Source organism: Kiloniella antarctica (assembly GCF_042682825.1).
Lineage (GTDB): Bacteria > Pseudomonadota > Alphaproteobacteria > Kiloniellales > Kiloniellaceae > Kiloniella > Kiloniella antarctica.
The window spans coordinates 935,210-960,962 of record NZ_JBHUII010000001.1; the positions used below are offsets into that span (position 1 = coordinate 935,210).

Consider the following 25,753-nt stretch of genomic DNA (forward strand, 5'->3'; position numbering starts at 1 on the left):
AATAAATCTTTCAACACTGCAAAGATAACAAACCCGTAAGTTCTTGCGCCTAGTTCACCAGAGGTGCAAATGTTGTTGGTGCAGGATCGACAACGTTTATGAGATCTCTTTCCAGTGTTAAAATCGCCAATCCACGCTCACTTCGACCATCGGCATGAAGACGGAACACACCATCCAACCCAGAAAAGCCCTGCGTATTTGTGAGAACTGATTGTGAATAATTTACAGCCACGGATTGGCTTTCGGCCTGACGGGCGATAACGGCTGCTAGGGCAACAGAATCATATGCAAGCGACACAATCCGAGGAGGGACCTTGCCATAAAGGACTTTGTAACGATCGTTAAAGCTATCCCAATGCTCAGGAGAAGGCGCTGCATACCAACTACCGACCAAAGCCGGTTCCCGCCCAAGTTTTGGGTTATTCCAAAGTGCCGTGCCCAGATATTTTACTTGTCCCGGATCCACATCAAAATAATTTAGCAGCGGCGCAACGGCCAGAAGCGTTTTTCCACTCGTTGGAATAACAATGGCCTGATAATCAGGAGGGCTAAAAGTATCTCGGCCTTTGAGTCTTCTTAAAGCTTTACGAGAAGCTGCGTCCCCTCTGGATTTTAGGTTCGCCTTATGAGAGAGCAGGGCTTGATGACGTTGATCGTAAGCCGCAATCGCTTTGACCTCATCGGTCAGGTCCGGATCATTCGGATTAAAAAATCCCAGTCGTGATATTTCAAAGCTTGCCCCATATGACTGAATTTGTAAGGAGCTGACAATCCGTCGCCCATATCCAGTATCAGGAGCAAAAATGGCAATTTTCCGAATACCCTGTGCTGCAGAATATTCAACAACCCTGCGAATTTGCTCTTCCGGTGTAAGCCCAAGAACATAGATACCATCACCAGCAACAGCTTGGTCATTTGAGAAGGAAAGCACATTAATTCCGGCAGATCGGGCCAGGGGAGTTATGGCTGACACCGACGTCGCAAAAAGAGGACCAATGACAAGCTCGACCTTCTCAGAAAGTAAAGATTCCATCGCAGTTTTAGCGCCCGTAGGTGTACCCGCAGTATCCCTGACAACGAGATCAAACTTCTCCCCCGACACATCAAAAAGAGCCAATTGAGCAGCATTTAACAACGCCTGACCAACTTCCTTGTGGCGTCCGCTTAAGGGGAGCAAAAAACCAACCTTTGTTCTTTGCTCAGAAATAATCACTGTCTCAGTTGGAATATCAGAAAAAGCGCTTGGCTCTTCAATAACTTCTGGCTCTATTGGTTCTAAAGAATCATCCACGGATTCATTATCCGCAACGGTTTCTTCAACCGTGGTTTTTTCAGCCGTTGCATCAGGCCCTGTTTTCATGGTTGTCTGACAGGCAGAAACAAGCAATGTAACCACGACGATTACGGGTAGGGTAACAACCCTGCGACCCCAAACAACTAAGTATCCTGACAAGAAAGTTGCCAACGTTGAGCTCAAAACACTCATCCTCTTCAAATCGACCAACCGATAAAACAACACGGGCTAATAAAGCATCTCCAGAAGAACAAGCCAACAGCGTAGATGTTCCCATCGGAGAAAAACCAGAAGCCGCACTTTACCTTGTTGCAACCCCGATCGGCAACCTAGGGGATATTACGGATCGTGCAAAAAAAATCCTTGCCGCTGCCGATCTCATCGCCTGTGAAGATACCCGGGTTACACGTAAACTTGCTCAGGCCTTTGGTTTCACAGCCCCGCTCATAGCTTATCACGAGCACAATGCCGACAAAGTAAGACCAATCCTTATTGAAAAGGTAAAAAAAGGCAATGTTGTGGCCTTGGTCTCAGATGCAGGTACTCCCTTGATATCTGATCCCGGTTACAAATTAGCCAGTACAGCTGTAGAAGAAGGAATCGGACTCACAACTATTCCCGGTGCTTCGGCTCCCATAACGGCATTGGTTCTCTCCGGTCTTCCAACAGATCGCTTTTTCTTCAATGGATTCCTGCCAAACAAAACTGGCGCGCGCTGTAAATCCTTAAAGGAACTTGTCTCCATACCCTCAACCTTGATTTTCTTCGAATCAACACACCGGTTGGCTGCAAGCCTTGTTGATATGGCTCAGGTTCTCGGGAATCGCCCAGCAGCCGTTACCCGTGAACTTACCAAGATGTATGAAGAAGTACGAAGAGGGTCCCTTCAAGAACTCGCCGAACATTATCTAGCCGCTGGAAACCCCAAAGGTGAAATCGTCGTTGTTGTTGGTCCGCCCGCAACTGAATCCGTAGAGCTAACCGAAGATGACCTGGACACTCAGATAAGATATGCGATGGAAAACAACACTCTAAGAGACGCTGCCGCTCTTGTGAGTACCGCAACGGGTCTCCCTAAAAAGAAAGTTTACCAACGCGCACTCGAGCTATCCAAGAATAAACCCGATTAGAGAGGCCTCCTTTGACGAACAGAAATCAAGCTGGCCGGAATACAGATAATAAGAAAGTTAAGGCCCAGAAAAAGGGGAAATACGCTGAGTTAGCTGCTGCTTGGTATTTGCGATTAAAGGGCTATAAAATTCTGACCCAAAATTACAAAACCAAAGTTGGTGAAATTGATTTAATTGCAAGAAAAGCCAATACTCTGTGTTTCATAGAGGTTAAGAAACGGGCCACAAAGGCAGAAGCCGCCGCTGCAATTACATCCAAACAACAAGCTCGAATCATCCGTGCTGCCGAATGTTTTTTAAATCAACATTCACACTACCAACCGCTTAATCAAAGATTTGATGCCGTTCTTATTGGCGCCACAGTTATTCCATACCATATTCAAAATGCTTGGCAGACAAACTGAACACAAAACAACGGGTTGTTTTGCCAAACCATTCTAAAGAAGTTTACTACTGTATCAGGTCAATAATAGGAGTGAGGTCACAATGACCAACAAGGGGACATTAATTAACAATAGGTCTAATGAGCGTTTGAACACTTTCAAAACAGCAAGTAAAACGACCAGCCTAATATCTTTGTCCTTACTGGGGCTTATTGCCTTAAGTGGCTGTAGTGCGACAGGCGCTGCCATAGGCGTAGGAGCAGCAGCGGCCAAGACTGCATCCGAAGAACGCTCCTTTAACAAAGCGATCACAGACACACAAATTCAAATTGAAATTAATGACTTACTCTTTCAGGAAAACATCAGCCTTTTCCGAAAAGTTAATCTACAAGTCAGTGAAGGCAAGGTTTTACTCAGCGGAAATGTTGAGCTTCCCGAACACCGTATAACAGCCGTAAAACAAGCCTGGAAAGCCACAGGTGTACGCGAAGTTATCAACGAAATCGAAATTAATAATGATAGTGGTATTACAGACTATGCACGGGATGTATGGATATCCACGCAATTAAAGACTGCCCTCATTTTCGATAAGAGAATTTCGTCCATCAATTACAATATTGATACGGTCAATCAGAGTGTTTATCTCTTGGGTATTGGGCAGGACGAAAGTGAAATCAACCGTGTAATTGCACATGCCAAAGATATTGATTACGTAAAAAGGGTCGTCAGTTACGTTGTCCTCAAAGACAATCCATCTCGTACACAATAAATAGCACCTCTTTAATCGAGGGAACGGTTTATTCTTGCTGAATACCTGTCCCCAAACAATATCGTATAGTAAATGCTTGATAGAAAATCATTAGACCAGGCTGAAATCGGAACCTTTTTGCAGGCCATTGGACAAGCCGAGGACGATAGCATCGACGTAGCAGAGTGTGCTTTACTTCTAGCAGCAAGTGAACAAAACACCGCTTCTCTCGATCGTTACCGAGATCATCTAAAATGTCTGGTGAAAGACGCCCAATCTCTCAAATCTCAGATTCAGGCCCAGTATAATCAAACCCAGTATAATCAAACTCAGAATAAAACGAGTAATCAAGCCGAGAACAATAACCCAACAATAAACGACTGTTTAGGAATCATTGAAACCGTTCTGTATGATCTACATGGATACAAAGGGGATAAAGATAACTATAATGATTTGAAAAATGCCAACATCATCTCTGTTATTGATCAACGCAAAGGATTACCCATCGTTTTAGGTATCCTGTACATGCACATTGCCCGATCTCTAGGCTGGAATGTTGACGGTTTAAATTTTCCAGGTCATTTCTTGTTACGGTTTGTCATGGGCAAAGATCGTCAAATTATCGACCCCTTTGAACGTGGTGCTGTCAGAAACACCCCTTGGCTACGTTCAACACTCAAATCCTACTTAGGCAAAAGCGCTGAGCTCACTTCTGATTACTCGCGGAGTGTAACCAACAGGGGGATTTTGTTACGATTGCAGAACAATGTAAAAATCCGACTGATCGAGGCTCAAGAGCCTGAAAAAGCACTCCTGATTTTACAGCAGATGCTTCTCATCGCACCACGGGAACCGTCAATTTGGCGAGAAGCCGGGATGTTGCAGGCTTTTTTAAATAATATTTTGGCTGCAATTGACACACTTGAACACTATCTAATGATCGAAGAAGATCCAAGAGGCCATCCAGAGGCCGCTAATCTCCTGCGACAACTAAAAGCACAATTGAACTGATTTAACTACGGAATAAATCCATGACTCTCTCCGTTGCCATCCAGATGGACCCCGTCTCAACCATTGACATCAATGGTGATAGCTCTTTTATTTTAGGGCTAGAAGCCCAAAAACGGGGATACAAACTGTTTCACTATCTGGCTCGAGATCTTTCCATGAAAGGGTCAAGAGTCTATGCCCGGATGAGACCCGTAGAGTTTCGTAGAGAGCAGGGTAACCATGCCCGTTTAGGCGATGCTCAATTAATTGATTTAGCTGATATTAACGTCATCCTGATGCGCCAGGATCCTCCGTTCGACATGTCCTACATTACCGCAACCCATTTACTGGATCACGTTCACCCTAAAACCCTTGTCGTGAATGACCCAAGTTGGGTGCGAAACTGCCCTGAGAAGCTGTTTATTGCAGAGTTCCCTGAGCTTATGCCACCAACTCTCATTACCACTGATCTGAATGAAATAAAGGCATTCAGATCTGAATATAAAGACATTATCGTCAAGCCACTTTATGGAAATGGCGGAGCAGGGGTTTTTCATATCAAACCAGATGATGAAAATCTAAATTCCGTCTATGAGCTCTTTGAACAACACTACCGTGAGCCCATCATCGCGCAGCTTTACCTGCCAGATGTTCGCAAAGGGGATAAACGGATCATCCTAATCGACGGCGAACCAGCAGGAGCAATCAACCGCGTTCCAGCCGAAGGCGAAGCCCGGTCAAACATGCATGTCGGCGGTCGTCCAGACCCCATTGGTTTGACAGAACGCGACCATGAAATCTGCGCGGCAATAGGGCCAACTCTCAAAGAACGTGGCCTGATCTTCGTTGGTATTGATGTCATCGGTGATTATATGACAGAGATAAACGTGACTTCACCTACCGGAATTCAGGAAATAAACCGCTTCAATAACGTACAGCTCGAAGCCGACATTTGGGACGCGATAGAACGTAAACTCAGTAAGTAAGCCAAATAGGGCAGCTCTAAAAACCTTCCAAACCAACGGTTTCTGTGCTGCCCTTTAATTCTCAAACAATAATCTCTCATTACCCACTATTTTGCGATCAACTTCCCAACTTCATCCCAAACCATATCCGCCGTGATATCAGCAATATTATCACTGCTAGAGATCACGGGCTTTATCCAATCCGAATAAGCAAAGTAATAGCTCTTAATAAAGATTCCCACGGCTGGTAAGCTGGACATTGCGGCCAGATTCAAACCAAAGCTATCATTCCCAACATAAAAGTCACATCTTTGCAGCAGGGCATGGCTGTGGTGCAGAGCTACTTTTTTAGTCGTTAGGTCAATAAAACGTTCTGGTTGTTTGGTCCGTTTAAGGATCTCTTCAGATACGTGCTTTACATCGTCAGCGCCAAATAACAAAATTTGCCCAGAAAACTCTTTTAGAAGCCGCTCAGCAATTGCAGAATAACCATCTGCCCCCCATTGCTTATACGCCGCGCTCGCGTTCACCCCAAGAGCGACCATCCGGGTCTTCTCACTCAAACCAAGATTAGAAAATGCGGTTTGGATAACATGATCTGGCTGACGAAACCTAACATCACTATAATCATATGGAATTCCAACATCATCCATGACCATCGCAGCATGATGCATAAAGGCAGGGAGAGGAACGATTTTCGGGGCCAATGTTCCCTTGTTCAAAAAAAATCTGTTCCAGGAACCTTTGAAAAAATAGCCAAAACGTTTTTTAACACCAGCCAACATAATGGCGAAGGCAATACCTGTGGATTTATGAAAAATAAATGCTGATTCAATCCCTGCTTCTTTGGTCAATCGGCGTAACCGTCCCAAATCAGCCTTGCCCGAAACATCTTGATCCCGGGCAATGGGTAAGACCTTACTTACCATATCCATTTCGGAAAAAAGCTCACTGATTTCCCGACCCTTTTTACAGGCAAGAACAACAGAATTACCCTCAGATCGCTGTTGTAATGAACGAATAAAGGGTAGATGAAAGAGCGTATCTCCCAGTCCACCACCTGTGACGACAAGCGTTTTACCTAATTCGGACATACTCGTTTTACGACCTTATACTACAATATGAATGATGACTGACAAAATAACCCGCTAGAGCAACAATAAACAATACCGTGAACTCAGAAAGGTTGATTTAGAACTTACTTTTTTAGGAATTCTTTCGACTTGAAATTCCAAGTACTGCAGTATGACGATCACTCTCCAAAAGAGACTGAAAACGCTTCGGGTTTAAACACGCTTTATCGGCACGCTCGGGTATAGATCGGCTGTGGAACAGATGAAGGACAGGGGAACTATGGTTCGCCGTAATTCTCTTTATACCACTGCGAATAAGGCGGAGAGTAAAATCTGAATCTTCCAAGCCATGGCCCACATAATTTTCATCGAACCCATCGACATTATAAAAGTCATCCCTCCAAACCCCAAGGTTACAGGTTTGAACTTTGTCCCAACTATCTGCTTGTTTTTTGCGTTTTTCATCCGACTGTCGTAAGGGTAAAAACTGGAAAGGTCTGTTACACTGTCCGGTAAGCCCCATGATAAATAAACCAGCACGGGACCAACGAAAAAAATCCCACCTCTTCTCTAACATCTTTGTCGTAAATCCTCGTTTTAGATAAACTCGTCGTCCTGCAACAAGCCAACCTTTTTCCGCAAGATTTCTATGTGACGAGATAAACGAAGGCATCAAACAACAATCACCATCAATAAAAATAATGTATTCACCTGTCGATAAATCAACCGCACCGTTCCTTGCCGCCGCAACGCGAAACTCATCATCTTTGTGCCAGTAGTGCTTAATACTTAATGATGATTTTTTCATGTGATCGTTGACAAGATCAGTAGTCTCTTGCTTAGACCCATCATCAGCAACAATCACTTCGAAATTTTTATCTGTTTGTTGCTCTACCGAGCGCAGAACAAAATCCAATGCTTCCGGCCAGTTATAAGTAGTGATGACAAGGCTGATCTTAATCTTGGGATCCATTGCTATTCCTAGACAAACCCGGGAACATTCCGGGCAGTATTTCCGAGTAACATGAATTGTCTATCGGTAAGTTTGAAAAATACGATCAAATGCTGCCGTCTTTTTAATTCAGTTATTCCTATCTGCCAATTAACTTTAGTATTTAAATTTGAGTAAAGATTACCTCTTCTGTGAAAATCTATGCCATAAGAGAAGCAACACAGGAGAGTAAATGTGACCACTTGTAATTTGTCCCTCGCACTTTGGGCTGTAAATTTAGAAATTCCTTTAGAGTCACTTCAAGAATGGATTGGCCAAGTTAGAACTCGGGTAGAAAGCGCTAAAAGTTCTGGTGCAGATCTTCTTGTTATGCCTGAATACCTGTCCGAGCAATGGATGTCGTTTGCTCCAGCAGGTATCTGCCCTGACGAAGAGATCCCTTGGATGGCCACGCAAGCTTCAGAAGCAATTGAACTCCTGAAAGATCTCTCTTCCAATTACGACATCGCAATTCTGGCCGGAACCTTTCCTGTCGCGATTGATATAAAGGACGAATTATCCGGAGAGCCCGTTAATGATAACGGAGGGTATTACAACCGCGCTCACTTATTTCTTCCCGATGGCCCCTACATTACCCAAGACAAACTCAGCCTCACTCCTAACGAAAGAAGCCTGCAGGCCTGGAACCTAACGCCGGGTAACAAAGTCAAGGTTTTCACCTGGCGTGGAGTCCGAATGGCAATTTTGGTATGCTTGGACATTGAAATGCCTGCTCTGTCTTCTCTTATTGCTGATCAAAATATTGACCTTGTCCTTGTTCCTTCAATGACTTCAAAGCTCGCAGGATATAACCGCGTCTTTGGATGCGCAAAAGCCCGCGCTATCGAATTACAAGCTGCTGTGGCGGTTGTTGGGCCCATTGGAGCAACGAGTTTCTTGGGCGAAAAACGTCAAAATCAGACATCCGCTGCCGCAGTTTATTTACCTTGCGAAGAAAGCTTGGGTCATAAAGGCATTGCCTCCGAAATTTCACCTTCAGATACAACGGTCGGTCTTGGTCCCTTAATCGTGGCTAAAGATATCCCAATCGAAGAAATCCGAAAACTTCGAAACGGATCTGCCGAAGTCTGGCCCGGCGGCTGGACCGCCGATCATGTTGTTGTTGAAGAAGTCTAGACCTGAATGTAAGAGTGATTAGAGCAAGGCGGTCATATAGCTTTCAGCTCCTCATCTACTTGAATTGGAACGGTATGAGCTCAGCACATACCCGACTCATTCGATTAGTTATTTTCTAATCCCAATAAATTTGTTAAAAGCGCGCCAGAAACAGATATGGCGGTTCTTCCAAAAGGATTAGATCGCCTTTAATTTTGATCGCGCCGAACGATTTCGGACGATTGATTAAATGATCCGATCGGAACACCATGAAAGCTTACAATTTTTGCGACCCGCGCAATATCAAAGCCGAAGTACTCTCGGGGTTAACCGTTGCACTTGCTCTCGTACCTGAAGCCGTCGCCTTTGCCTTCGTCGCACAGGTCGATCCTCTTGTTGGCCTTTATGCAGCTTTTATCGTTGGTCTTATTACATCCCTAATAGGCGGGCGTCCGGGTATGATTTCTGGCGCGACAGGTGCTCTAGCTGTTGTCATGGTGTCTCTTGTCGTACAACACGGGGTGCAATATCTCTTTGCAACGGTCGTATTGATGGGAATCTTACAAGTAGCAGCTGGGATTTTCAGGCTCGGGAAATTTATTCGACTTGTACCACACCCAGTAATGCTTGGATTTGTGAACGGACTTGCGATCGTTATTTTCCTCGCACAACTTTCCCAATTCACTATTAATCCTACAGACCCGAATAGTGAGTGGCTCAGCGGTTCAACACTTTACATTATGCTCGGTCTTGTCGCTCTTACCATGGCAATAAGCTTTCTTTTACCGCGTATTACATCCTTGGTGCCAGCTCCACTTGTTGCCATTGTTGTTGTATCAGCTGTTGTCATTGGCTTCGGCCTGGACATACCGACAGTTGGCAGTATGGCCTCAATTGGCGGCGGATTGCCAGAGTTTAGCATTCCAAATGTACCGTATAACCTAGAAACCCTCTATATTATCTTTCCTTACGCTCTTATCCTGGCTGCGATTGGTTTGATTGAATCCTTGCTTACTCTCACCTTGATTGACGAGATCACAGAAACCAAGGGGCAGACATCACAAGAGTGCGTGGGGCAGGGTGTTGCCAACGTCGTCACAGGTTTTTTTGGTGGTATGGGTGGTTGTGCGATGATCGGCCAAAGCATGATCAATATAAAATCAGGTGGTAAAGCACGCCTTTCTGGCTTCACTGCCGCTGCTTTCTTGTTGTTCTTTATCCTTTTTGCCTCAGACCTCATTGAACTCATTCCATTGGCCGCTCTTGTCGGCGTGATGTTTATGGTTGTGATCGGCACCTTTGAATGGTCGAGCTTCCGTATCTTGCATCGCATCCCAAAATCAGATGCGTTTGTCCTCATTCTCGTTTCTGGTGTTACCGTGTACAGTGATCTAGCCATCGCCGTAGTCGTTGGTGTTTTAGTCTCATCACTTGTTTTTGTCTGGAATTCTGCCAAGCACATTTACGCCCGTATTGGTACAACTGAAGACGGAAAAACAACTGTGTATGAAATCTCCGGACCACTTTTCTTTGGCTCAATCAGCTCATTTCGTGATCTGTTTGACCCTGAAAAAGACGCCGATGATGTTGTGGTCGATTTCAAGAACGCCCGGGTATGGGATCATTCCGGTTTAGAAGCAATTGATGCCTTGGCCGAACGCTACACCCGCCGAGGGAAAGTCCTGCATCTCCGCCATTTGAGTCCTGATTGCAGCCACCTTCTCGAAAAATCAGTCAGCATGATTGAGGAAGACAAAGAAGGCGATCCACACTACGGCGTCCTCGTGGATTATACGAAGATGTATCATGAAAACGATGAAGCAGAAGCTGCTCGCCTCTAACGTTTTAATAAATCTGTTTATTAAAAAGGGAGCTCTAGCTCCCTTTTTTTGTCGCTCTGCTAATATTAAATCTACGTACTAAGAGTAATTTCCTTTAATTAAAATCATCCAATATAAAAAATCTTCGTGCATAATGGTGAAAAGAGATAAACAGGACGTATTCACAAAAAAAACAATAAGCCAAAAATCACGAATCTATAAAGAAACGCACAGTGAACCAAACTAAAACCCTAAAAACACGAATCCTTGTTAGTGCTTGTCTTATGGGGCAACCCGTCCGCTATGATGGGCGTTACGCAACCAAAGGGCCAGATCAACTTATTCAGCTTCAAAAAGATGGTCGCGTCATCCTGTTATGCCCAGAAACGGCTGCAGGTCTCCCCATACCCCGCCCCTCGGCAGAAATAAACAACGACCAGGTCGTCACAGAAGATGGTCAAGATTTAACACAGGCCTTTGTTTTAGGTGCTCATAAAGCCCTAGAACTATGCCAAAAACACGGAATCTCACTCGCAATACTAAAAGAAAATAGTCCTTCATGTGGTAGTAATTTTATCTACGACGGCTCCTTTTCTGGCAAAAAAATTAACGGTGCGGGTAAAGTAACAGAGCTTTTAAAAGCAAATGGCATCAGAGTATTCAGCGAAATAGAAATAGATAAAGCACTCAAACTGCTCTAATTTCCCCTTTAAACTAAACTCTACATTATTCTGGTTTAGGTCTCCGCTCCTTCCTATAACTCTCTCATTTATCACACCTTCCGATCTATATTTAATTTTCTACTTTTACATGTACATATACCTGCTACACTAAAGTTCCCTCTTTGTTCTTTAACGAACTATTTAATCGGCGATTATTTATATGACGGTTCAAATAAACACGGTCTCTTTCCAAGGTATTGAGGTCGTTGATATCGAAGTGCAAGTACAACTCTCTAGCGGGCTTCCTGCCTTTAATATTGTTGGTCTTCCCGATAAAGCCGTCGCAGAGAGCCGTGAGAGAGTAAGAGCCGCATTGACGGCTATTGGCCTCGCATTACCACCCAAAAGGATTACCGTTAATCTCGCCCCTGCTGATTTACAAAAGGAAGGAAGCCATTTTGATCTCCCAATTGCCATGGGCATCCTATCCGCAATGGAAATTATGCCTATTAATGAGCTTTTCAATTACGTCGCACTTGGTGAACTTGCACTAGATGGCACGATCAGAGGGGTCAACGGCGTACTTCCCACGGCTCTTCACGCCCACGCAACTGACAAAGGGATCATCTGCCCTGTAAACCAAGGAACAGAAGCCGCTTGGGTAAAAGGCTTAGATATTATTGCACCTCAGAGCTTGCTCGCCCTTGTAAACCACATCAATGGGCGGCAAATTTTAACAGTACCCAAGCCTGTAATTAACAGTAATGTAAATGAACGCGCTCATTTGCCTGATTTAAAAGATGTGAAGGGGCAGGAAACAGCCAAAAGGGTTCTTGAAATCGCAGCAGCGGGAAATCATCATCTCCTTTTTAACGGACCTCCAGGATCTGGAAAGTCCATGTTAGCGTCAAGATTACCATCAATATTGCCAAACCTTGAACCAGAAGAAATCCTTGAAGTAAGCATGATTCACTCTCTTGCAGGCTTACTAAAGAACGGTGAATTAAAAAGTTTACGTCCATTTAGAGACCCGCATCATTCTGCATCAGCGCCTGCCATTGCAGGAGGTGGATCAAAGGCAAAACCGGGCGAAATATCCTTGGCACATAGAGGGGTTCTCTTCTTGGATGAGCTTCCTGAATTTAACCGCAACGTATTGGAAAGTCTCCGCCAACCACTGGAAACTGGAAAAATTTCAATTGCAAGAGCAGAAGCGCATATTACCTATCCTGCACGTGTCCAGATGATTGCTGCAATGAACCCCTGTCGTTGCGGGGAAGTTGATCCAGTCACACAAATATGTGCGCGTGGGCAACGATGCAGTCTTCAATATCAAGCCCGCATATCAGCCCCTTTGTACGATAGGATCGATCTTTATCTAGACGTACCACCTGTCAGGTCCCAAGATCTTTCTCTCCCCACACCCAAAGAAGGTAGCGCGGAAATAGCAGCCCGTGTACAAGCTGCACGAAACGTCCAAACAAGACGTTTTTCAAGCTATCCAAAAGAAATTCGCCCCCATGCGAATGCAGAAGCCGAGGGTAAAATTTTAGAGGAAATAGCCGAGCTCGGTAACGACGAGTTAAACATAATGCAAAAAGCCGCTGATAAATTTCAGCTTTCAGCCCGTTCCTATCATCGAGTCTTGAAGGTTTCCCGAACCATCGCGGACTTAGAAGGTCAAGATCGTATCCAGACCAACCATATTGCAGAGGCTCTGCGGTACAGAAGAAACAAATCAAGGTAGATTTAAGTACGTATACCAGCCACCAAACTAGCGCTGTAACGCGTTCATTATATAACCCTTGATCGTTGTTTCTCCCAACGCTTTATGGGCTTCCAGTCGATGAATACCTCGTAAAAGAACATACCGTTCTTTGCCCTTACGTACACTGATTGGTCGTTCTTCAGCTTCACTAATTATTTCTTCGGCTACCTGGTCCACTTTTGTAGGATCAAGCTCTTTCCGACGTTCAGTAGGTACGTAAATGTCTTCTATCTTCAGAATATGCACCTTGAGCAAGAGATACTGTCCTTAATTATGTTGTTATGTTTGCCAGTCTATCTTTCCTGGTCAAGTTTTGAAAACATCGATTTTTTTATTACTGAAACAGTCTCAAAATGCATTCATATATTCATTAATTTCATCTTAAAAATTTCATATATAGTTTGCATTTGAGATAAATAGAATCCAAATTAATGCGACTTATTGGTTCAATATTCACTGCATTATTTTACATCCTAACTCAATGAAATTATAGTATAATTTTACTTATTTGTTTTAAAAAAATAATTGTTAACAAAATATTTACTAAGAAATACAACTTAAGTGTGTATATAATAAGCAACAACTTGTGCCTTTGCCCCTAATCAATTTATAGGACTCGCAATGCTTGCATATAACAACACACAACCACCCTCTAATTTAAATGCAGGTGAATTAGATTCATGCGAAAGTATGGTCAACAACTCTCCGTATGGGATGTATAGAACGGATTTCGATGGATATTTTTCAGCCGCAAATCCTGCTTATGCAAAACTTTTTGGACTAGAAACATCAGAAGAATTTTTTGACTACATTCAATCTCCGAATTGCCAGCTTTATACTGATTTGGACTTCCGACGCGATACATACGATAGGCTTCGCAAAGAAGATCGATTAAGCCATATCGTCTATCAAATCTTTAAGGTGGATGGCACAACACAATGGGTAAGTGAAAGCTGTGTAGCCATTAGAGATCGATACGGCTCTATTATCGCCTTTGAAGGGTATGTTGAGCCTCTCGCTAAATCTTCTAATCTAGAGCAAATCAACCTCGTTCCAGAAGTCAGATTCAGGGCAATATTTGATCAAATAGAGAACATAGCTGTTCAGGGCTATGACCAAGAGAGACGCGTTATATATTGGAACAATGCCAGTACGCAGCTTTACGGTTACACTCTGAGTGAAGCAATGGGGGGACAATTAGAAGATTTGATCGTTCCCGAACATTTACACGAACGAATAATCAGTGCCCATAAACGCTGGCTGGAGTGCAACCAACCAATTCCTTCTGGAGAAATTACTCTCCGAAATAAAGAGGGAAGCCCGATCGCTGTTTATTCAAGCCACGTTATGCTCGTAAACTGTAAAGGCGAGTATGAAATGTACTGCATCGATGTGGAACTAACAGAAATCAAAAAGGTTGAACGTGCTCTTCGGGTAGCAAAGGATCATGCCGAACGTGCTAGTCAGGCAAAAACAGCCTTTCTGTCAACTATGACTCATGAACTCAGAACCCCGTTAAACGCCATTATTGGTTTTTCTGAAGTGATGGAACAACAATTGTTTGGCGAACTCGGTCATCCAAAATATCAAGAATACGTCAATGATATTCACAAAAGCGGTAGCCACCTTCTGAGTGTGATTAACGATATTCTTGATCTATCTATGATTGAAGCCGGAGAATTAAACCTCACTCAAAAAGAGATATGCCTCAAATCCGCCATTGATCATTCTTTTGAAATTGTCCAGACCAAGGCCATAAGCGCCGGTATTACCTTACAGACAAACGTGTCTTGCGACTTACCTTCTATGAAAATAGATGAGCGTAGTATAAAGCAGATCTTATTGAATTTGTTGTCTAATGCGATTAAATTCACAGCTGACAAAGGGACCGTAAATATCACTGCCAATTACACAAAACATGACGGATTTATTATTGAAATTGAAGACAATGGTATAGGTATGAATCAGTCTGAAATCGAAATCGCCCTTCGCCCCTTTACCCAGGTCGATAGCAGCCTAGAGCGTAAATACGAGGGGACAGGGCTAGGCCTTCCACTCTCACGATCACTCACCGTTATCAATGGAGGCACATTCAAACTGATCAGTGAGACTGGAGTTGGAACAAACGCCATTCTCCATTTCCCCTCCGAAATGGCCGTACTCAAAGACAAAATATAAATTTTAAAAAGGGTAATTAACGGGGCGAAAACTCTTCTTAATCAAAATCTATTTTAAGCATCGCAAAAACTATCTTTGTTAATTAAAACAACCACCCAAGTCTTTTCCACCAAGCAAGTGTACATGATAGTGCGGTACTTCTTGGCGCGCATGCTCACTATGGTTAGAAATCACTCTATAGCCCGTTTCTACGATGCCTTTTGCACGTGCAATTTCCCCAATGGCACGGTTTAGGGAGACAATTTCTTCTTCAGAAGCATTCTGAGAAAAATCTGCAAAGGAGATATAAGCACCTTTGGGAATGATAAGCACATGAACGGGTGCTTTTGCTGCAATATCATTAAAGGCAAGTACATGATCATTTTCAAAGACCTTGGCACAGGGAATTTCCCCACGAAGGATTTTTGCAAAAATGTTATTTTGATCATATGCCATGGCTTAAAACTTCCTCTTAAAATTACTCTGTAATTAATGGGATATAATTGGATCAAGTCAAAATCAAAAGACCTTAACTATTAGGTCGCGAAGCCTTTTCAGTAATTCCTGAAACACCTTTACGTCCTTCAAGCAAAGCCCATATATCTTCGGGTTTCAATCCGCGCTCAGCCCAAAGCACCATAAGGTGATAAAGTAAATCCGCTGATTCCGCTGCGAGTTCTTTCTTTGAACCGCTTACACCTTCGATCACAGTTTCAACGGCTTCTTCTCCAACCTTTTGGGCGATTTTACTCACCCCTTTGGAAAAAAGGTTCGCAGTATGAGACATTGAAGGATCATCGCCCTTGCGGCTCAATATAACCGAATAAAGCTCATCCAATACCTCTGCAGATATCTTTGTCGTACTCATTATTTCTGTTCCGCTCTCATTCTTGCTTTTCACCCAACCAGCTTAAGATCATTTATACTGGTCGAACGGGGACACCCGCCTTTGCCATATAATCTTTTGCTTGTGCAATCGTGTAAGTGCCAAAATGAAAAATAGATGCCGCCAAAACTGCCGTGGCATGACCTTCTTTAACACCGTCAACGAGATGATCGAGATTGCCGACCCCACCAGATGCAATAATTGGAATACGAACAGCATCCGCAATCGCCCGTGTTAAGGGAAGGTTATAACCTTGTTTCGTTCCATCACGATCCATGGAGGTTAAAAGCAGCTCCCCAGCGCCGTAGCTTTCCATTTTTTGTGCCCATTCAACAGCATCCAGTCCGGTTTCCTTACGACCACCGTGGGTAAAGATCTCATACTTTCCAGGGGATACTTGCTTCGCATCAATCGCAACGACGATACATTGACTGCCGAACTTCTCGCTCGCTTCTTTCACAAACTCTGGTTTGGTGACCGCTGTTGTGTTGATCGAAACCTTGTCAGCCCCAGCAAGTAACAAAGCCCGAATATCCTCAAGAGTACGAATACCACCACCAACTGTGAGGGGCATAAAACACTCTTCAGCCGTTTGGGAAACCACATCCAGCATGATATCGCGCTTTTCATGGCTCGCTGTAATATCAAGGAAACACAGTTCATCTGCACCTGCCTTGTCATAAAGCCGTGCTTGTTCAACGGGATCTCCAGCATCTCGTAAGCCAACGAAGTTCACGCCTTTTACGACGCGGCCATCTTTGACATCAAGACATGGAATGATGCGTGCCTTAAGCATGTTACTCTCCAGGGGTTTCAAAGACCCTCAAACCAATATTACGACCAGACAAAAAGCTGAAAATTGTACAGCTCAATCAATTATCCAGCAGCTATTCTTAAAGCTTCTTTCGGATCAATCCGGCCATCGTAAATAGAACGGCCACAAATAACACCTTCAATACCAGCTGCCTCGACAAGCTTAAGTTGCTTAATGTCTTCTACCGAAGCAACACCACCAGAGGCAATAACCGGGATAGATATGGCGCGCGCCAGATTAGCCGTTGATTCAACGTTGCATCCTTGGAGCAGGCCATCGCGGTCAATATCCGTATAAACAATGGCACTTACACCCGCATCTTCAAACTTTCGGGCCAATTCTGTAGCTTCCAGATCACTGGTTTCAGCCCAACCTTCAGTTGCGACCATGCCGCCGCGTGCGTCAATTCCAACCACAATTTTACCCGGAAAAACCTTACAGGCTTCGATCACAAGATTGGGGTTTTTAACAGCAACAGTACCCAGGATTACGCGGGAAACACCTGTTTCTAGCCATTGCTCAATCGTCTTGAGATCCCGTATCCCACCGCCCAGTTGGGTCGGCATTGACACCGTTTGGATAATTTCTTCCACCACACCACGGTTCACCGGACGCCCTTCAAAAGCACCGTTTAGGTCGACCATATGCAAAAATTCAAAACCAGCGTCTTCAAACTCTTTAGCCTGTGCGGCTGGATTGGTATTAAAAACAGTCGCAGTGTCCATATCTCCCTTAAGAAGACGAACAGCTTCACCATCCTTGAGATCAATTGCCGGGAATACAATCATGTCCTATCGTCCTCAGGAATTATTCAATAACTTACTATAAAAGTGACCTGCTACCCATTGGTCATCGACCTTGGCATAGCTATGTTGCGTTCCCCAACGTGTGAAGCCGATTTGCTCGTAAACACGAATCGCCTGCTTTTGCGTTTCACGAACATCCAGATTTAGCACACACAGATGGCGCTCTTTTGCTGCTTGCTCTACTGCCTTAACCATCTTCAAAGCTAAACCGTGCCCGCGTGCCCAAGGGGCCAGGAAAAAAGAGGATAACTTACCCGCATGAGCTTGGGCTTCATTGTTGCGTGGATGTAAATGAAGTTGTGCAGAACCACAGATTGTACCATCAAGCCGTGCCACAAAAATCTGCCGCCCTGGAATGAGCAACGTCCCCCGCCAATGATTCTCAAGAACATCCCGTTCCGGAACCCGTAGCCAACCAAAACCACCCCCATCTTCAATAGCAGCTTCAGTCGCATCACAGAGATCATAGAGATCGGGTCCGCGAAATTCGGTTAGCTCATTAACCACAACTGTGGGCGGAAGGTCTGGCATCGTAGGAGTAGAGGTCATGGTTTCCACTTTAGGAAATTGGCAAATAACTTTAGCCCGGCTTCCTGACTTTTTTCAGGGTGAAACTGCGTACCGATCATGTTGTCCTTACTCACAACAGCCGTGATCTCATGGCCATAGTTAACTTCAGCAAGAACGTGTTCTTTGTTTTCAGCGACATAATGATAACTGTGAACAAAATAAATGTGGGTTCCATCCTCCAGGCCATCAAGAACCGGATGTTTTTTTAGAACCTTTAATTCATTCCACCCCATATGAGGAATCTTTAAATTTTGATCTTCTGGGTCCATCTTGATCACTTCGCCCGGTATCCAACCCAAGCCTTCGCAGTCTTTATATTCCCGACCAACGCTCGCCATAAGTTGCATCCCAACACAGACGCCCATAAAAGGTTTCCCCTTTTGAATGACCTGTTCGTGCAGAGCTTCTATCATACCCGTTGTCGCGTTAAGACCGCGCCAGCAATCCGCAAAGGCACCAACCCCAGGCAGTACGATATGATCGGCTGTCAGAACGGCTTCAGGATCACTGGTGACAAGCACAGGTGTATTCAAACCAGATTCTCTTGCTGCGCGCTCATAAGCTTTGGCAGCAGAACGAAGATTACCTGACCCATAGTCGATGATCACGAGCGTCATTTATTGTACCTCATCAAGTTCTCTCTCATGATTTTAGGCATGATTTTAGGCATCCAATCAGGAATACCTGAATCAGAGCACACCTTTGGTCGAGGGAACTTCATCCGCTTTACGCGGATCAATTTCAATGGCTTCACGAATGGCACGTGCCAAGGCTTTGAAGCAGGCTTCGACAATATGGTGGTTATTAAACCCATGTAACTGATCCACATGGAGCGTCATGCCAGCGTTAAAAGAGAACGCCTGAAACCATTCTCTGAATAACTCAGTATCCATATCTCCGATTTTATCGCGATCAAAATTCACATTCCACACCAAATAAGGTCGGTTGGACAGATCCAGTGCAACACGGCTTAAAGCCTCATCCATTGGCAAGAGACACGAACCATAACGCTTGATCCCTTTACGGTCACCCAATGCTTCTTTGAAAGCCTGACCAAGAGCAATCCCCACATCCTCTGTCGTGTGGTGGAAGTCGATATGCAAATCCCCCTTCGCACGCAAAGTAATGTCCATCAAAGAGTGCCGGGATAGCTGTTCGATCATATGATCGAGAAATCCCACGCCTGTTTGCACATCATACGTACCGGAACCATCCAGATTGATCGTTGCGGTAATTTGCGTTTCGTTGGTATTGCGTTCAATACTTGCCTGCCGCACGGGGGGGTCCTTCCCAATGACTGATTCGCAGCTCTTGACGAAAGAGCTTAAACGAAAGTTGTATAGATAACCGATCTTCTTCTAGTACAAGAAAAGTCGCGGCTTTTGTAGCAGGTCAGCCCCGTTCATGCCAGTACGATTATCTTTCAAAAGCGCTTTGATCACTGCAAATAAAAATTCCATACACAAATCCACGCGTTATTCCTATGAGCTATCTCCAACACCTTTTATTGTCATCCCCAAAAGGACCTAGTATGAAATAGCCACAAAATCGAATTTTCAGGAGAGGTATTTGCTGGTTAAAAGATACAATAATTTGTTCATAACAGCAGAAACACACTTTTCCCGTAAGATCATCCCTTGACGCGACGCAATGAATGGACCATTTCAAAAACATGTCTGAAAACGATCCTATTAAATGGCGCGGCACGACAATCTTGTCCGTCCGCAAAGGTAACAAAGTGGTAATCGCCGGCGATGGCCAAGTGAGCCTGGGCAATACCGTTATCAAAGCAAATGCACGCAAAGTTCGTCGCCTTGGAAAAGGTGATGTTATCGCCGGTTTCGCTGGTGCGACTGCCGATGCATTTACTCTCTTTGAACGCTTGGAAGCAAAGCTGGAAACCTATCCAAGCCAGTTAACACGCGCCTGTGTGGAGTTGGCCAAGGACTGGCGTACAGATCGCTATCTACGTCGACTGGAAGCAATGATGGTTGTCGCGGATGCCACAACCTCGCTGATCCTTACCGGTAATGGCGATGTGTTAGAGCCAGAAGATGGCCTGATGGGGATTGGTTCTGGTGGTTCCTTCGCTCTTTCCGCGGCTAAAGCTCTGATCGACATCGATGGTCTCGGAGCCGAAGAGATAGCACGAAAGTCTTTGGGGATTGCCGCAGACATCTGCGTTTTCACCAACACCAATTTGACCGTCGAAAGTATGGACGCCGAATAATGACAGATAAAAACACCCAACAAACAGCTCAACATGCCAGCGCCTTTAGTCCACGTGAAATTGTTTCAGAACTGGACCGTTACATTATCGGGCAAAACGAAGCAAAGCGTGCCGTAGCAATTGCACTGCGTAACCGATGGCGCCGCCAACAGCTTTCAGATGAAATGCGTGATGAAGTTCTACCAAAAAACATTCTCATGATCGGCCCCACTGGCGTTGGTAAAACAGAAATTGCCCGCCGCCTTGCCAAACTTGCAAACGCACCCTTTCTAAAAGTTGAAGCAACCAAGTTTACTGAGGTAGGGTATGTTGGTCGTGATGTTGAGCAAATTATCCGCGACCTCGTCGATGCAGCCATTTTGATTTCACGTGAAACGCATCGTAAATCTGTTATCGCACAGGCAGAGCAAAATGCAGAGAACCGTGTTCTCAACGCTCTTGTTGGTGATGGTGCCAGTGAAGAGACGAGACAAAAATTCAGGAAAATGCTTCGTGAAGGTCAACTCAATGACAAGGAAATTGAAGTTGAAGTGAACGACACCAGCGGCATGCAAATGCCAACCATGGATATCCCAGGGATGCCCGGCACAAGCATGGGCATGCTCAATCTTGGTGATATTTTCGGTAAAAGTCTTGGTCAAAAGACTAAAAAACGACGTATGAGGGTAGAAGATTCATACGAACTGTTAATGGCGGAAGAGGGCGACAAACTACTCGACGAAGAAGCTGTTATTCACGATGCCATTCACAACGTAGAACAAAATGGCATTGTCTTCTTGGATGAAATTGACAAAATCACCATCCGTTCTGAACGCAGTGGTGGAGATGTCAGTAGGGAAGGCGTCCAACGCGATCTTCTCCCTCTTATAGAAGGTACAACCGTCAGCACAAAACACGGTGCCGTTAAAACTGACCATATTTTATTTATAGCATCAGGCGCTTTTCATCTTTCAAAGCCCTCAGATATGCTACCTGAACTACAGGGACGTCTTCCGATCCGGGTAGAACTTAATGCGTTGAGCAGAGATGACCTCAAACGCATCCTGTTGGAGCCGGAAAATAGCCTTATCAAACAGTACATCGCCTTGATGGGAACAGAAGAACTTACTCTTTCCTTTGAAGATACCGCGATAGATGCTTTGGCCGATCTTGCTGCCGATATCAATACATCTGTTGAAAACATTGGTGCCCGACGTCTCCATACCGTTCTTGAGAAGCTGCTTGAAGAGATCTCTTTCACAGCAACAGATCGTGGTGGAGAAAGTGTTATTATATCTGCTAAAGATGTCACTGAGCGCGTTTCTAGTCTTGCTAAAGATACTGATTTGTCGAAGTTTATTCTCTAATATTGTGAATTGAAGAAAACAATGAAACAACGCTATCGCTTTATTACCGGGAAAGACGATGATCAGTTTTGTCTTCGTGTTTCAAAAGCTCTTGAAGAAGGCTATGAACTCCACGGTTCTCCAGCTTTAACGTTCAACGGAACAGATGTTGTCTGTGGACAGGCTGTCGTTTTATTTGAACAAAAAAATACCAAATAAGCCTTAAATCAGTGCTATAATTTAAAAGCAGGAGCCTAACATCTCCTGCTTTTTTAATATACCAGAGCAATAAAAATCATTTCACGTAAAGTTTAACTGTGAGCTATTGGCATTTCTCATCTTAGCTCCCCATATCCAAGTTAATCTAAAGGGTGATTTAAGAGGATCTTGTCGCAATGAAGACTTACACTTTAACAAAAGAGGCGATCGCAAAGCTCACTCCTGAGCAACATCGAGTTACACAGGAAAATGGTACAGAGCGCCCCTATACAGGGGAATACTACAAGAACACTGACGTTGGGATTTATGTGGACATTGTTTCTGGAGAGCCCTTGTTTGCCTCATCAGACAAATTTGACAGCTTTTGTGGCTGGCCAAGTTTCACCAAACCCATCGTTCCCGCGAATGTATCGGAACTAAGAGACACTACCCTTGCAATGGAACGTGTCGAAGTTCGCTCCAAACACGGTGATAGCCACTTGGGTCATGTCTTTACAGATGGGCCTGAAGACAAAGGCGGGCTGCGATATTGTATTAATTCTGCCTCCTTAAGGTTCATCGCAAAGGACCAAATGGAAACAGAGGGTTACGGCGAATATCTAGATCAAGTAGAGGACGTTTAATATGACTGAACAAGCTGTGCTTGCTGGCGGCTGTTTCTGGGGTATGCAAGACCTTATTCGACAGCTTCCAGGTGTAGAAACAACGCGGGTTGGCTACACCGGAGGAGATGTCGAAAATGCCACTTACCGCGATCATGGCACTCATGCCGAGGGAATAGAAATTTTGTTCAACCCAGAACAAATTTCATATCGGAAAATTTTAGAATTCTTTTTTCAAATTCATGACCCTTCTACACCGGATCAACAAGGGAATGATCGTGGAACAGCTTATCGCTCAGCCATCTACTATACCAGTGACGCCCAACGTCAGGTAGCGATAGATACGATTGCCGACGTTAATGCCAGCGGTCTATGGCCTGGAAAAGTTGTTACAGAAGTTGAACCTGTTGGTGCATTTTGGGAAGCCGAAACAGAGCATCAGGACTATTTAGAACGTTTTCCAGCTGGATATACCTGCCATTTCCCAAGGCCGAATTGGAAGCTCCCCGTACGAGATGTGACTAAATAAGCAAAATTTAGTACTAAAATGATAAGTTTTGACTAAGTCGGTTATAAGAAAACAGGCGTTATACAGCGCCTGTTTTTTATTGTATAAAGCTTATTCCCCTTAAGCGATATCATTTCGATACAGGAATGGCTCTGCTTTATTCCGTCGTTTTGTTCCGGTCCGAACCATTATTAAAATCAACATTGATAATCCTCATCATCGCCTCGATCTGTTCATCTGATAGATCGGTAATCTTTTCGGCGAGACAATTCGCCAAATAAGTGGCTTTCGGCGTTAAACCAGCCGTATTGACCGAAACTTTAGGATCTGAACGGATCGCCAGCTCCTCAAGCTCTTCAGCATCATCCCATATGATATTCAGGTATTGGCATACTCTATGAACAAAACGCCGGCTCGGCTGCCCACGATGTCCATGCTCGACAGAAGAAAGATAGGCTGAGGACACACCCAAGCCTTTGGCCATTTCTTTAAGAGTAAGGTTACGATCCGCACGAATTTCGCGAAGCTTGTGTCCAAAGGGTGTCATAAGAACATTATACAGTATAAACAGAGAGGTAGCGAGATTTGCCTTAGACAGTCTCTAACTTTCCCGCCGCCTTTTCAAGAGCACATATAACGCACCACTGCCGCCATGATGATGTTTCGCATGGCTGAACGCTAAAATTGATCCTCTATTGGTCTCATCGTTCAACCATCGTGGAACCATTGTCTTCAATACCCCTTGCGACTGGGGGCCAGAACCTTTGCCTGTAATAATCAGAACATTGCGTAAATTTTTAGCTCTGCAGTCACGGATAAAAGAAGTCAAAGAAGACATTGCTTGAATTTGAGTTTGCCCATGAAGGTCCAAGATCGCTTCCATAGGCATTCTGCCTTTGGTAAAACGTTCTGCCTGTCTGCCGTCCATGTTCTCTACTTGACCATGAGAGAGCGGGCTTAAATTCTTCTTGAGAGATTCAGGTACGGGCCTGGATTTAGCTGGTGCAGATCGATAGGGCTTAAAGGGAATCTCAGCATCACTGTCAGAAAATTCAGCTTCAAATTTATCAGGATCAAAACTTGGCTGAGGGAGAACGCGGCCAAAGACATAGTAATCCCGATTTTCCAGTGGCTTAACGGTCTTAGAGACCATACGCCATAGATCAGGTTCTTTCTTCACAGAAGATTTAGATTTGTCTTTTTTAGCCACGTGTTTTCACAACAATCATTAGGGAGTAATCGGGTAAAAAAAGTTAAGAAAGACTCTCCACTTTCCCATGTACCAACCACAGTACCACCGGGAAAAGGTGATTCACTCGCTTTCACAACTTGATGCGGAGGTAATGAAGTTCATCGCGGAATGCAAGCCCATTGTAAAAAGAAGCGTTGTCTAACTCAGCCCTTTTTACCTACAGTATTAGCACAAAAATATCAGGTTTATCCGCTTATCTCATGATTTTGAGCCACCGCTTTAGGAAGTAATAAATAGTATCGTCCCTTTTGCTTCATTTTCCCAGCCTGAGCTAATGCAGGCTCACCCGGGCCCCAGAAAAAATCCCCCCTTACAGGTCCTGTAATCGCACTTCCTGTATCTTGTGCAACCATCAAGCGTTGCAAGGGCTCATCAGTACCCGGCCATGTCGTATCGAGCCAAAGAGGCACACCAAGAGGTATGTGACGGGGATCTACGGCGAGAGAACGCTCAGGCGTCAAGGCAACCCCCATGGCGCCTATAGGGCCTTCTCCCGTGATCTGCCGGAAAAAGATAAAGCGCTTATTCCTTTGCATGATTTCATTGGCTCTTTCAGGGTTCTCTCTCAACCAGGTTCTGATTGCCTGCATAGAAACTTTGTCTCTTGGAATGATCTCTTCATCAATTAATGCACGCCCAATGGCATAAAATTTATGGCCATTGTTTCCCGCATAGCCAACCCTGATTACCTCTCCACTGGGGAGCATTACACGGCCAGACCCCTGTACGTGCAAAAAGAAAACATCCACCGGATCATCAGACCAGATAACCTCTAGGCCTTGATCATTAAGAACGCCGGATTCTATTTCGGTTCTTTCATGATATGGAACCAAACGATTATCTTTAATCTTGCCGACCAATGTTGTGCCCTTTAACTGTTCATCAAAGTCACTCAACCGAACCGATACCAAGTCTTTGGGAACATCATAAAGTGGGTATTTATAGATCTCGTCCTGAATAAAGGAACCTTTCAGTTCTGCCTCGTAATACCCTGTAAAGAGGCCTTCTTGATCATCATTATTTTTAACTAGGAAAGGAACAAAGTTCTCTTCAAGCCAGACACCAAAGTCTTTGTGGTTCTCAGGATGCGCCATAAAATCGGATAAAGAGGCACAAATAATCTTCCAGTCCGCCGCTGTTCCCGCAATAGCATCAGGCCCTACAGTTTTATCATCGGGCCACCGTGCATAACGTATGCAACTTTTTGAAAGTGCAGGAAAAGCCTCAACAACCTTGTCATCCTGCCACCCTGGCAGATCAGGAAAGGCGATTTTGGACAGTGTAATCTTATCTTTCAAGGTACCCGTTGGCGCAGGTTTCTTCACAACCTGATCACAAGAAACTAAAAGAACAGAAACAACTGCAATGAGAAGAGGGCGGCCAAACCAAGTGCGTGGCGTTATAGAAAAATCCTTAAAAGACAATGTCAATCTCCCAACAAATC

At 44.5% G+C, this 25,753-nt stretch carries 29 protein-coding genes; 15 read left to right on the forward strand and 14 right to left on the reverse strand.

The window, feature by feature from the left end; translation table 11 throughout:
• Positions 1-49: 49 nt before the first annotated feature.
• Positions 50-1,477 carry a penicillin-binding protein activator gene (locus ACFSKO_RS04435; protein ID WP_380248815.1) on the reverse strand — a complete coding sequence of 476 codons (1,428 nt, stop codon included), beginning with the start codon at positions 1,475-1,477 and terminating at the stop codon, positions 50-52.
• Here ACFSKO_RS04435 and rsmI point away from each other — a divergent pair.
• From rsmI to gshB, 5 genes are all read left to right on the forward strand, one after another.
• A complete protein-coding gene (rsmI, locus tag ACFSKO_RS04440; protein WP_380248817.1) occupies positions 1,468-2,424 on the forward strand; it encodes a 16S rRNA (cytidine(1402)-2'-O)-methyltransferase in 957 nt (318 codons plus the stop codon). The two genes, ACFSKO_RS04435 and rsmI, sit on opposite strands and share 10 nt — an antisense overlap.
• 11 nt (positions 2,425-2,435) lie before the next feature.
• The gene (locus ACFSKO_RS04445) at positions 2,436-2,828 is read left to right on the forward strand and encodes a YraN family protein (protein WP_380248819.1); all 393 of its coding nucleotides are present in this window, start codon (positions 2,436-2,438) and stop codon (positions 2,826-2,828) included.
• An 82-nt stretch (positions 2,829-2,910) separates the two neighbouring features.
• On the forward strand, positions 2,911-3,576 hold the full coding sequence (locus tag ACFSKO_RS04450; RefSeq protein ID WP_380248821.1) for a BON domain-containing protein: 666 nt from the start codon (positions 2,911-2,913) through the stop codon (positions 3,574-3,576).
• A 72-nt stretch (positions 3,577-3,648) separates the two neighbouring features.
• A complete protein-coding gene (locus tag ACFSKO_RS04455) occupies positions 3,649-4,566 on the forward strand; it encodes a SirB1 family protein (RefSeq protein WP_380248823.1) in 918 nt (305 codons plus the stop codon).
• A 20-nt stretch (positions 4,567-4,586) separates the two neighbouring features.
• A complete protein-coding gene (gshB, locus tag ACFSKO_RS04460) occupies positions 4,587-5,531 on the forward strand; it encodes a glutathione synthase (RefSeq protein ID WP_380248825.1) in 945 nt (314 codons plus the stop codon).
• A gap of 86 nt (positions 5,532-5,617) precedes the next feature.
• On the opposite strand, the gene ACFSKO_RS04465 is transcribed toward gshB, so the two are convergent.
• Entirely contained in the window at positions 5,618-6,604 is a 987-nt protein-coding gene (locus ACFSKO_RS04465; protein WP_380248827.1) for a glycosyltransferase family 9 protein, read from the reverse strand.
• 112 nt (positions 6,605-6,716) lie between these two features.
• A complete protein-coding gene (locus ACFSKO_RS04470; RefSeq protein ID WP_380248829.1) occupies positions 6,717-7,556 on the reverse strand; it encodes a glycosyltransferase family 2 protein in 840 nt (279 codons plus the stop codon).
• 213 nt (positions 7,557-7,769) lie between these two features.
• On the opposite strand from ACFSKO_RS04470, the gene ACFSKO_RS04475 reads away from it, so the two are divergent.
• The 4 genes from ACFSKO_RS04475 (at position 7,770) to ACFSKO_RS04490 (ending at position 12,919) form a co-directional block, all read left to right on the forward strand.
• Positions 7,770-8,711 carry a nitrilase-related carbon-nitrogen hydrolase gene (locus ACFSKO_RS04475; RefSeq protein ID WP_380248831.1) on the forward strand — a complete coding sequence of 314 codons (942 nt, stop codon included), beginning with the start codon at positions 7,770-7,772 and terminating at the stop codon, positions 8,709-8,711.
• A 248-nt stretch (positions 8,712-8,959) separates the two neighbouring features.
• The gene (locus tag ACFSKO_RS04480) at positions 8,960-10,531 is read left to right on the forward strand and encodes a SulP family inorganic anion transporter (RefSeq protein ID WP_380248833.1); all 1,572 of its coding nucleotides are present in this window, start codon (positions 8,960-8,962) and stop codon (positions 10,529-10,531) included.
• 212 nt (positions 10,532-10,743) lie between these two features.
• Positions 10,744-11,211, forward strand: coding sequence for a 2-thiouracil desulfurase family protein (locus ACFSKO_RS04485; RefSeq protein ID WP_380248835.1), 468 nt, complete (start codon positions 10,744-10,746; stop codon positions 11,209-11,211).
• 181 nt (positions 11,212-11,392) lie between these two features.
• Entirely contained in the window at positions 11,393-12,919 is a 1,527-nt protein-coding gene (locus tag ACFSKO_RS04490; protein WP_380248837.1) for a YifB family Mg chelatase-like AAA ATPase, read from the forward strand.
• Between the two features lie 27 nt (positions 12,920-12,946).
• On the opposite strand, the gene ACFSKO_RS04495 is transcribed toward ACFSKO_RS04490, so the two are convergent.
• A complete protein-coding gene (locus tag ACFSKO_RS04495) occupies positions 12,947-13,186 on the reverse strand; it encodes a ParB N-terminal domain-containing protein (RefSeq protein ID WP_380249438.1) in 240 nt (79 codons plus the stop codon).
• Between the two features lie 375 nt (positions 13,187-13,561).
• On the opposite strand from ACFSKO_RS04495, the gene ACFSKO_RS04500 reads away from it, so the two are divergent.
• Complete coding sequence (locus tag ACFSKO_RS04500) at positions 13,562-15,118, forward strand: PAS domain-containing sensor histidine kinase (protein WP_380248839.1); 1,557 nt, start codon at positions 13,562-13,564, stop codon at positions 15,116-15,118.
• Between the two features lie 78 nt (positions 15,119-15,196).
• On the opposite strand, the gene ACFSKO_RS04505 is transcribed toward ACFSKO_RS04500, so the two are convergent.
• From ACFSKO_RS04505 to hisB, 7 genes are all read right to left on the reverse strand, one after another.
• Positions 15,197-15,553, reverse strand: coding sequence for a histidine triad nucleotide-binding protein (locus ACFSKO_RS04505; RefSeq protein WP_380248841.1), 357 nt, complete (start codon positions 15,551-15,553; stop codon positions 15,197-15,199).
• Between the two features lie 73 nt (positions 15,554-15,626).
• Positions 15,627-15,965 (reverse strand): phosphoribosyl-ATP diphosphatase, encoded by a 339-nt coding sequence (locus tag ACFSKO_RS04510; RefSeq protein WP_380248843.1) that lies wholly within the window; start codon positions 15,963-15,965, stop codon positions 15,627-15,629.
• Between the two features lie 52 nt (positions 15,966-16,017).
• Positions 16,018-16,779 (reverse strand): imidazole glycerol phosphate synthase subunit HisF, encoded by a 762-nt coding sequence (hisF, locus tag ACFSKO_RS04515; RefSeq protein ID WP_380248845.1) that lies wholly within the window; start codon positions 16,777-16,779, stop codon positions 16,018-16,020.
• Positions 16,780-16,859: 80 nt separating this feature from the next.
• The gene (hisA, locus tag ACFSKO_RS04520; RefSeq protein ID WP_380248847.1) at positions 16,860-17,585 is read right to left on the reverse strand and encodes a 1-(5-phosphoribosyl)-5-[(5-phosphoribosylamino)methylideneamino]imidazole-4-carboxamide isomerase; all 726 of its coding nucleotides are present in this window, start codon (positions 17,583-17,585) and stop codon (positions 16,860-16,862) included.
• Between the two features lie 12 nt (positions 17,586-17,597).
• Positions 17,598-18,152, reverse strand: a complete 555-nt coding sequence (locus ACFSKO_RS04525; RefSeq protein WP_380248849.1) for a GNAT family N-acetyltransferase — start codon at positions 18,150-18,152, stop codon at positions 17,598-17,600.
• Complete coding sequence (hisH, locus tag ACFSKO_RS04530) at positions 18,149-18,790, reverse strand: imidazole glycerol phosphate synthase subunit HisH (protein ID WP_380248851.1); 642 nt, start codon at positions 18,788-18,790, stop codon at positions 18,149-18,151. Before hisH ends, ACFSKO_RS04525 begins: the two co-directional genes overlap by 4 nt.
• Positions 18,791-18,862: 72 nt before the next feature.
• Positions 18,863-19,450, reverse strand: a complete 588-nt coding sequence (gene hisB / locus ACFSKO_RS04535; RefSeq protein ID WP_380248853.1) for an imidazoleglycerol-phosphate dehydratase HisB — start codon at positions 19,448-19,450, stop codon at positions 18,863-18,865.
• Between the two features lie 395 nt (positions 19,451-19,845).
• Between hisB and hslV the strand changes: the two genes are divergently transcribed.
• The 5 genes from hslV to msrA all read left to right on the forward strand — a co-directional run bounded on the left by hslV (position 19,846) and on the right by msrA (position 23,078).
• Positions 19,846-20,403: an ATP-dependent protease subunit HslV gene (hslV, locus tag ACFSKO_RS04540; RefSeq protein ID WP_380248855.1), complete on the forward strand. Its 558-nt coding sequence runs from the start codon at positions 19,846-19,848 to the stop codon at positions 20,401-20,403.
• Entirely contained in the window at positions 20,403-21,749 is a 1,347-nt protein-coding gene (hslU, locus tag ACFSKO_RS04545; protein ID WP_380248857.1) for an ATP-dependent protease ATPase subunit HslU, read from the forward strand. Before hslV ends, hslU begins: the two co-directional genes overlap by 1 nt.
• Positions 21,750-21,770: 21 nt before the next feature.
• Complete coding sequence (locus tag ACFSKO_RS04550) at positions 21,771-21,947, forward strand: DUF1737 domain-containing protein (protein WP_380248859.1); 177 nt, start codon at positions 21,771-21,773, stop codon at positions 21,945-21,947.
• A 176-nt stretch (positions 21,948-22,123) separates the two neighbouring features.
• Positions 22,124-22,570 (forward strand): peptide-methionine (R)-S-oxide reductase MsrB, encoded by a 447-nt coding sequence (gene msrB / locus ACFSKO_RS04555; RefSeq protein WP_380248861.1) that lies wholly within the window; start codon positions 22,124-22,126, stop codon positions 22,568-22,570.
• A gap of 1 nt (position 22,571) precedes the next feature.
• Complete coding sequence (gene msrA / locus ACFSKO_RS04560) at positions 22,572-23,078, forward strand: peptide-methionine (S)-S-oxide reductase MsrA (protein WP_380248863.1); 507 nt, start codon at positions 22,572-22,574, stop codon at positions 23,076-23,078.
• A 136-nt stretch (positions 23,079-23,214) separates the two neighbouring features.
• On the opposite strand, the gene ACFSKO_RS04565 is transcribed toward msrA, so the two are convergent.
• The 3 genes from ACFSKO_RS04565 to mltA all read right to left on the reverse strand — a co-directional run bounded on the left by ACFSKO_RS04565 (position 23,215) and on the right by mltA (position 25,733).
• Positions 23,215-23,604 (reverse strand): helix-turn-helix domain-containing protein, encoded by a 390-nt coding sequence (locus tag ACFSKO_RS04565; RefSeq protein ID WP_380248865.1) that lies wholly within the window; start codon positions 23,602-23,604, stop codon positions 23,215-23,217.
• A gap of 54 nt (positions 23,605-23,658) precedes the next feature.
• Positions 23,659-24,267, reverse strand: a complete 609-nt coding sequence (locus tag ACFSKO_RS04570) for a Smr/MutS family protein (protein ID WP_380248867.1) — start codon at positions 24,265-24,267, stop codon at positions 23,659-23,661.
• Between the two features lie 227 nt (positions 24,268-24,494).
• Positions 24,495-25,733 (reverse strand): murein transglycosylase A, encoded by a 1,239-nt coding sequence (mltA, locus tag ACFSKO_RS04575; protein ID WP_380248869.1) that lies wholly within the window; start codon positions 25,731-25,733, stop codon positions 24,495-24,497.
• Positions 25,734-25,753 lie beyond the last annotated feature (20 nt).

Excerpts from the sequence above, each read along its gene's own strand:
- hisH (WP_380248851.1), bottom strand. The coding sequence starts at position 18,790 with ATGACGCTCGTGATCATCGACTATGGGTCAGGTAATCTTCGTTCTGCT.
- ACFSKO_RS04465 (WP_380248827.1), bottom strand. The coding sequence starts at position 6,604 with ATGTCCGAATTAGGTAAAACGCTTGTCGTCACAGGTGGTGGACTGGGA.
- ACFSKO_RS04480 (WP_380248833.1), top strand. The coding sequence starts at position 8,960 with ATGAAAGCTTACAATTTTTGCGACCCGCGCAATATCAAAGCCGAAGTA.
- ACFSKO_RS04455 (WP_380248823.1), top strand. The coding sequence starts at position 3,649 with ATGCTTGATAGAAAATCATTAGACCAGGCTGAAATCGGAACCTTTTTG.
- hslV (WP_380248855.1), top strand. The coding sequence starts at position 19,846 with ATGTCTGAAAACGATCCTATTAAATGGCGCGGCACGACAATCTTGTCC.
- ACFSKO_RS04510 (WP_380248843.1), bottom strand. The coding sequence starts at position 15,965 with ATGAGTACGACAAAGATATCTGCAGAGGTATTGGATGAGCTTTATTCG.
- hisF (WP_380248845.1), bottom strand. The coding sequence starts at position 16,779 with ATGCTTAAGGCACGCATCATTCCATGTCTTGATGTCAAAGATGGCCGC.
- ACFSKO_RS04450 (WP_380248821.1), top strand. The coding sequence starts at position 2,911 with ATGACCAACAAGGGGACATTAATTAACAATAGGTCTAATGAGCGTTTG.
- ACFSKO_RS04500 (WP_380248839.1), top strand. The coding sequence starts at position 13,562 with ATGCTTGCATATAACAACACACAACCACCCTCTAATTTAAATGCAGGT.
- ACFSKO_RS04550 (WP_380248859.1), top strand. The coding sequence starts at position 21,771 with ATGAAACAACGCTATCGCTTTATTACCGGGAAAGACGATGATCAGTTT.
- msrA (WP_380248863.1), top strand. The coding sequence starts at position 22,572 with ATGACTGAACAAGCTGTGCTTGCTGGCGGCTGTTTCTGGGGTATGCAA.
- ACFSKO_RS04490 (WP_380248837.1), top strand. The coding sequence starts at position 11,393 with ATGACGGTTCAAATAAACACGGTCTCTTTCCAAGGTATTGAGGTCGTT.
- hslU (WP_380248857.1), top strand. The coding sequence starts at position 20,403 with ATGACAGATAAAAACACCCAACAAACAGCTCAACATGCCAGCGCCTTT.
- msrB (WP_380248861.1), top strand. The coding sequence starts at position 22,124 with ATGAAGACTTACACTTTAACAAAAGAGGCGATCGCAAAGCTCACTCCT.
- ACFSKO_RS04505 (WP_380248841.1), bottom strand. The coding sequence starts at position 15,553 with ATGGCATATGATCAAAATAACATTTTTGCAAAAATCCTTCGTGGGGAA.
- ACFSKO_RS04525 (WP_380248849.1), bottom strand. The coding sequence starts at position 18,152 with ATGACCTCTACTCCTACGATGCCAGACCTTCCGCCCACAGTTGTGGTT.
- ACFSKO_RS04565 (WP_380248865.1), bottom strand. The coding sequence starts at position 23,604 with ATGACACCCTTTGGACACAAGCTTCGCGAAATTCGTGCGGATCGTAAC.
- hisA (WP_380248847.1), bottom strand. The coding sequence starts at position 17,585 with ATGATTGTATTCCCGGCAATTGATCTCAAGGATGGTGAAGCTGTTCGT.
- gshB (WP_380248825.1), top strand. The coding sequence starts at position 4,587 with ATGACTCTCTCCGTTGCCATCCAGATGGACCCCGTCTCAACCATTGAC.
- ACFSKO_RS04470 (WP_380248829.1), bottom strand. The coding sequence starts at position 7,556 with ATGGATCCCAAGATTAAGATCAGCCTTGTCATCACTACTTATAACTGG.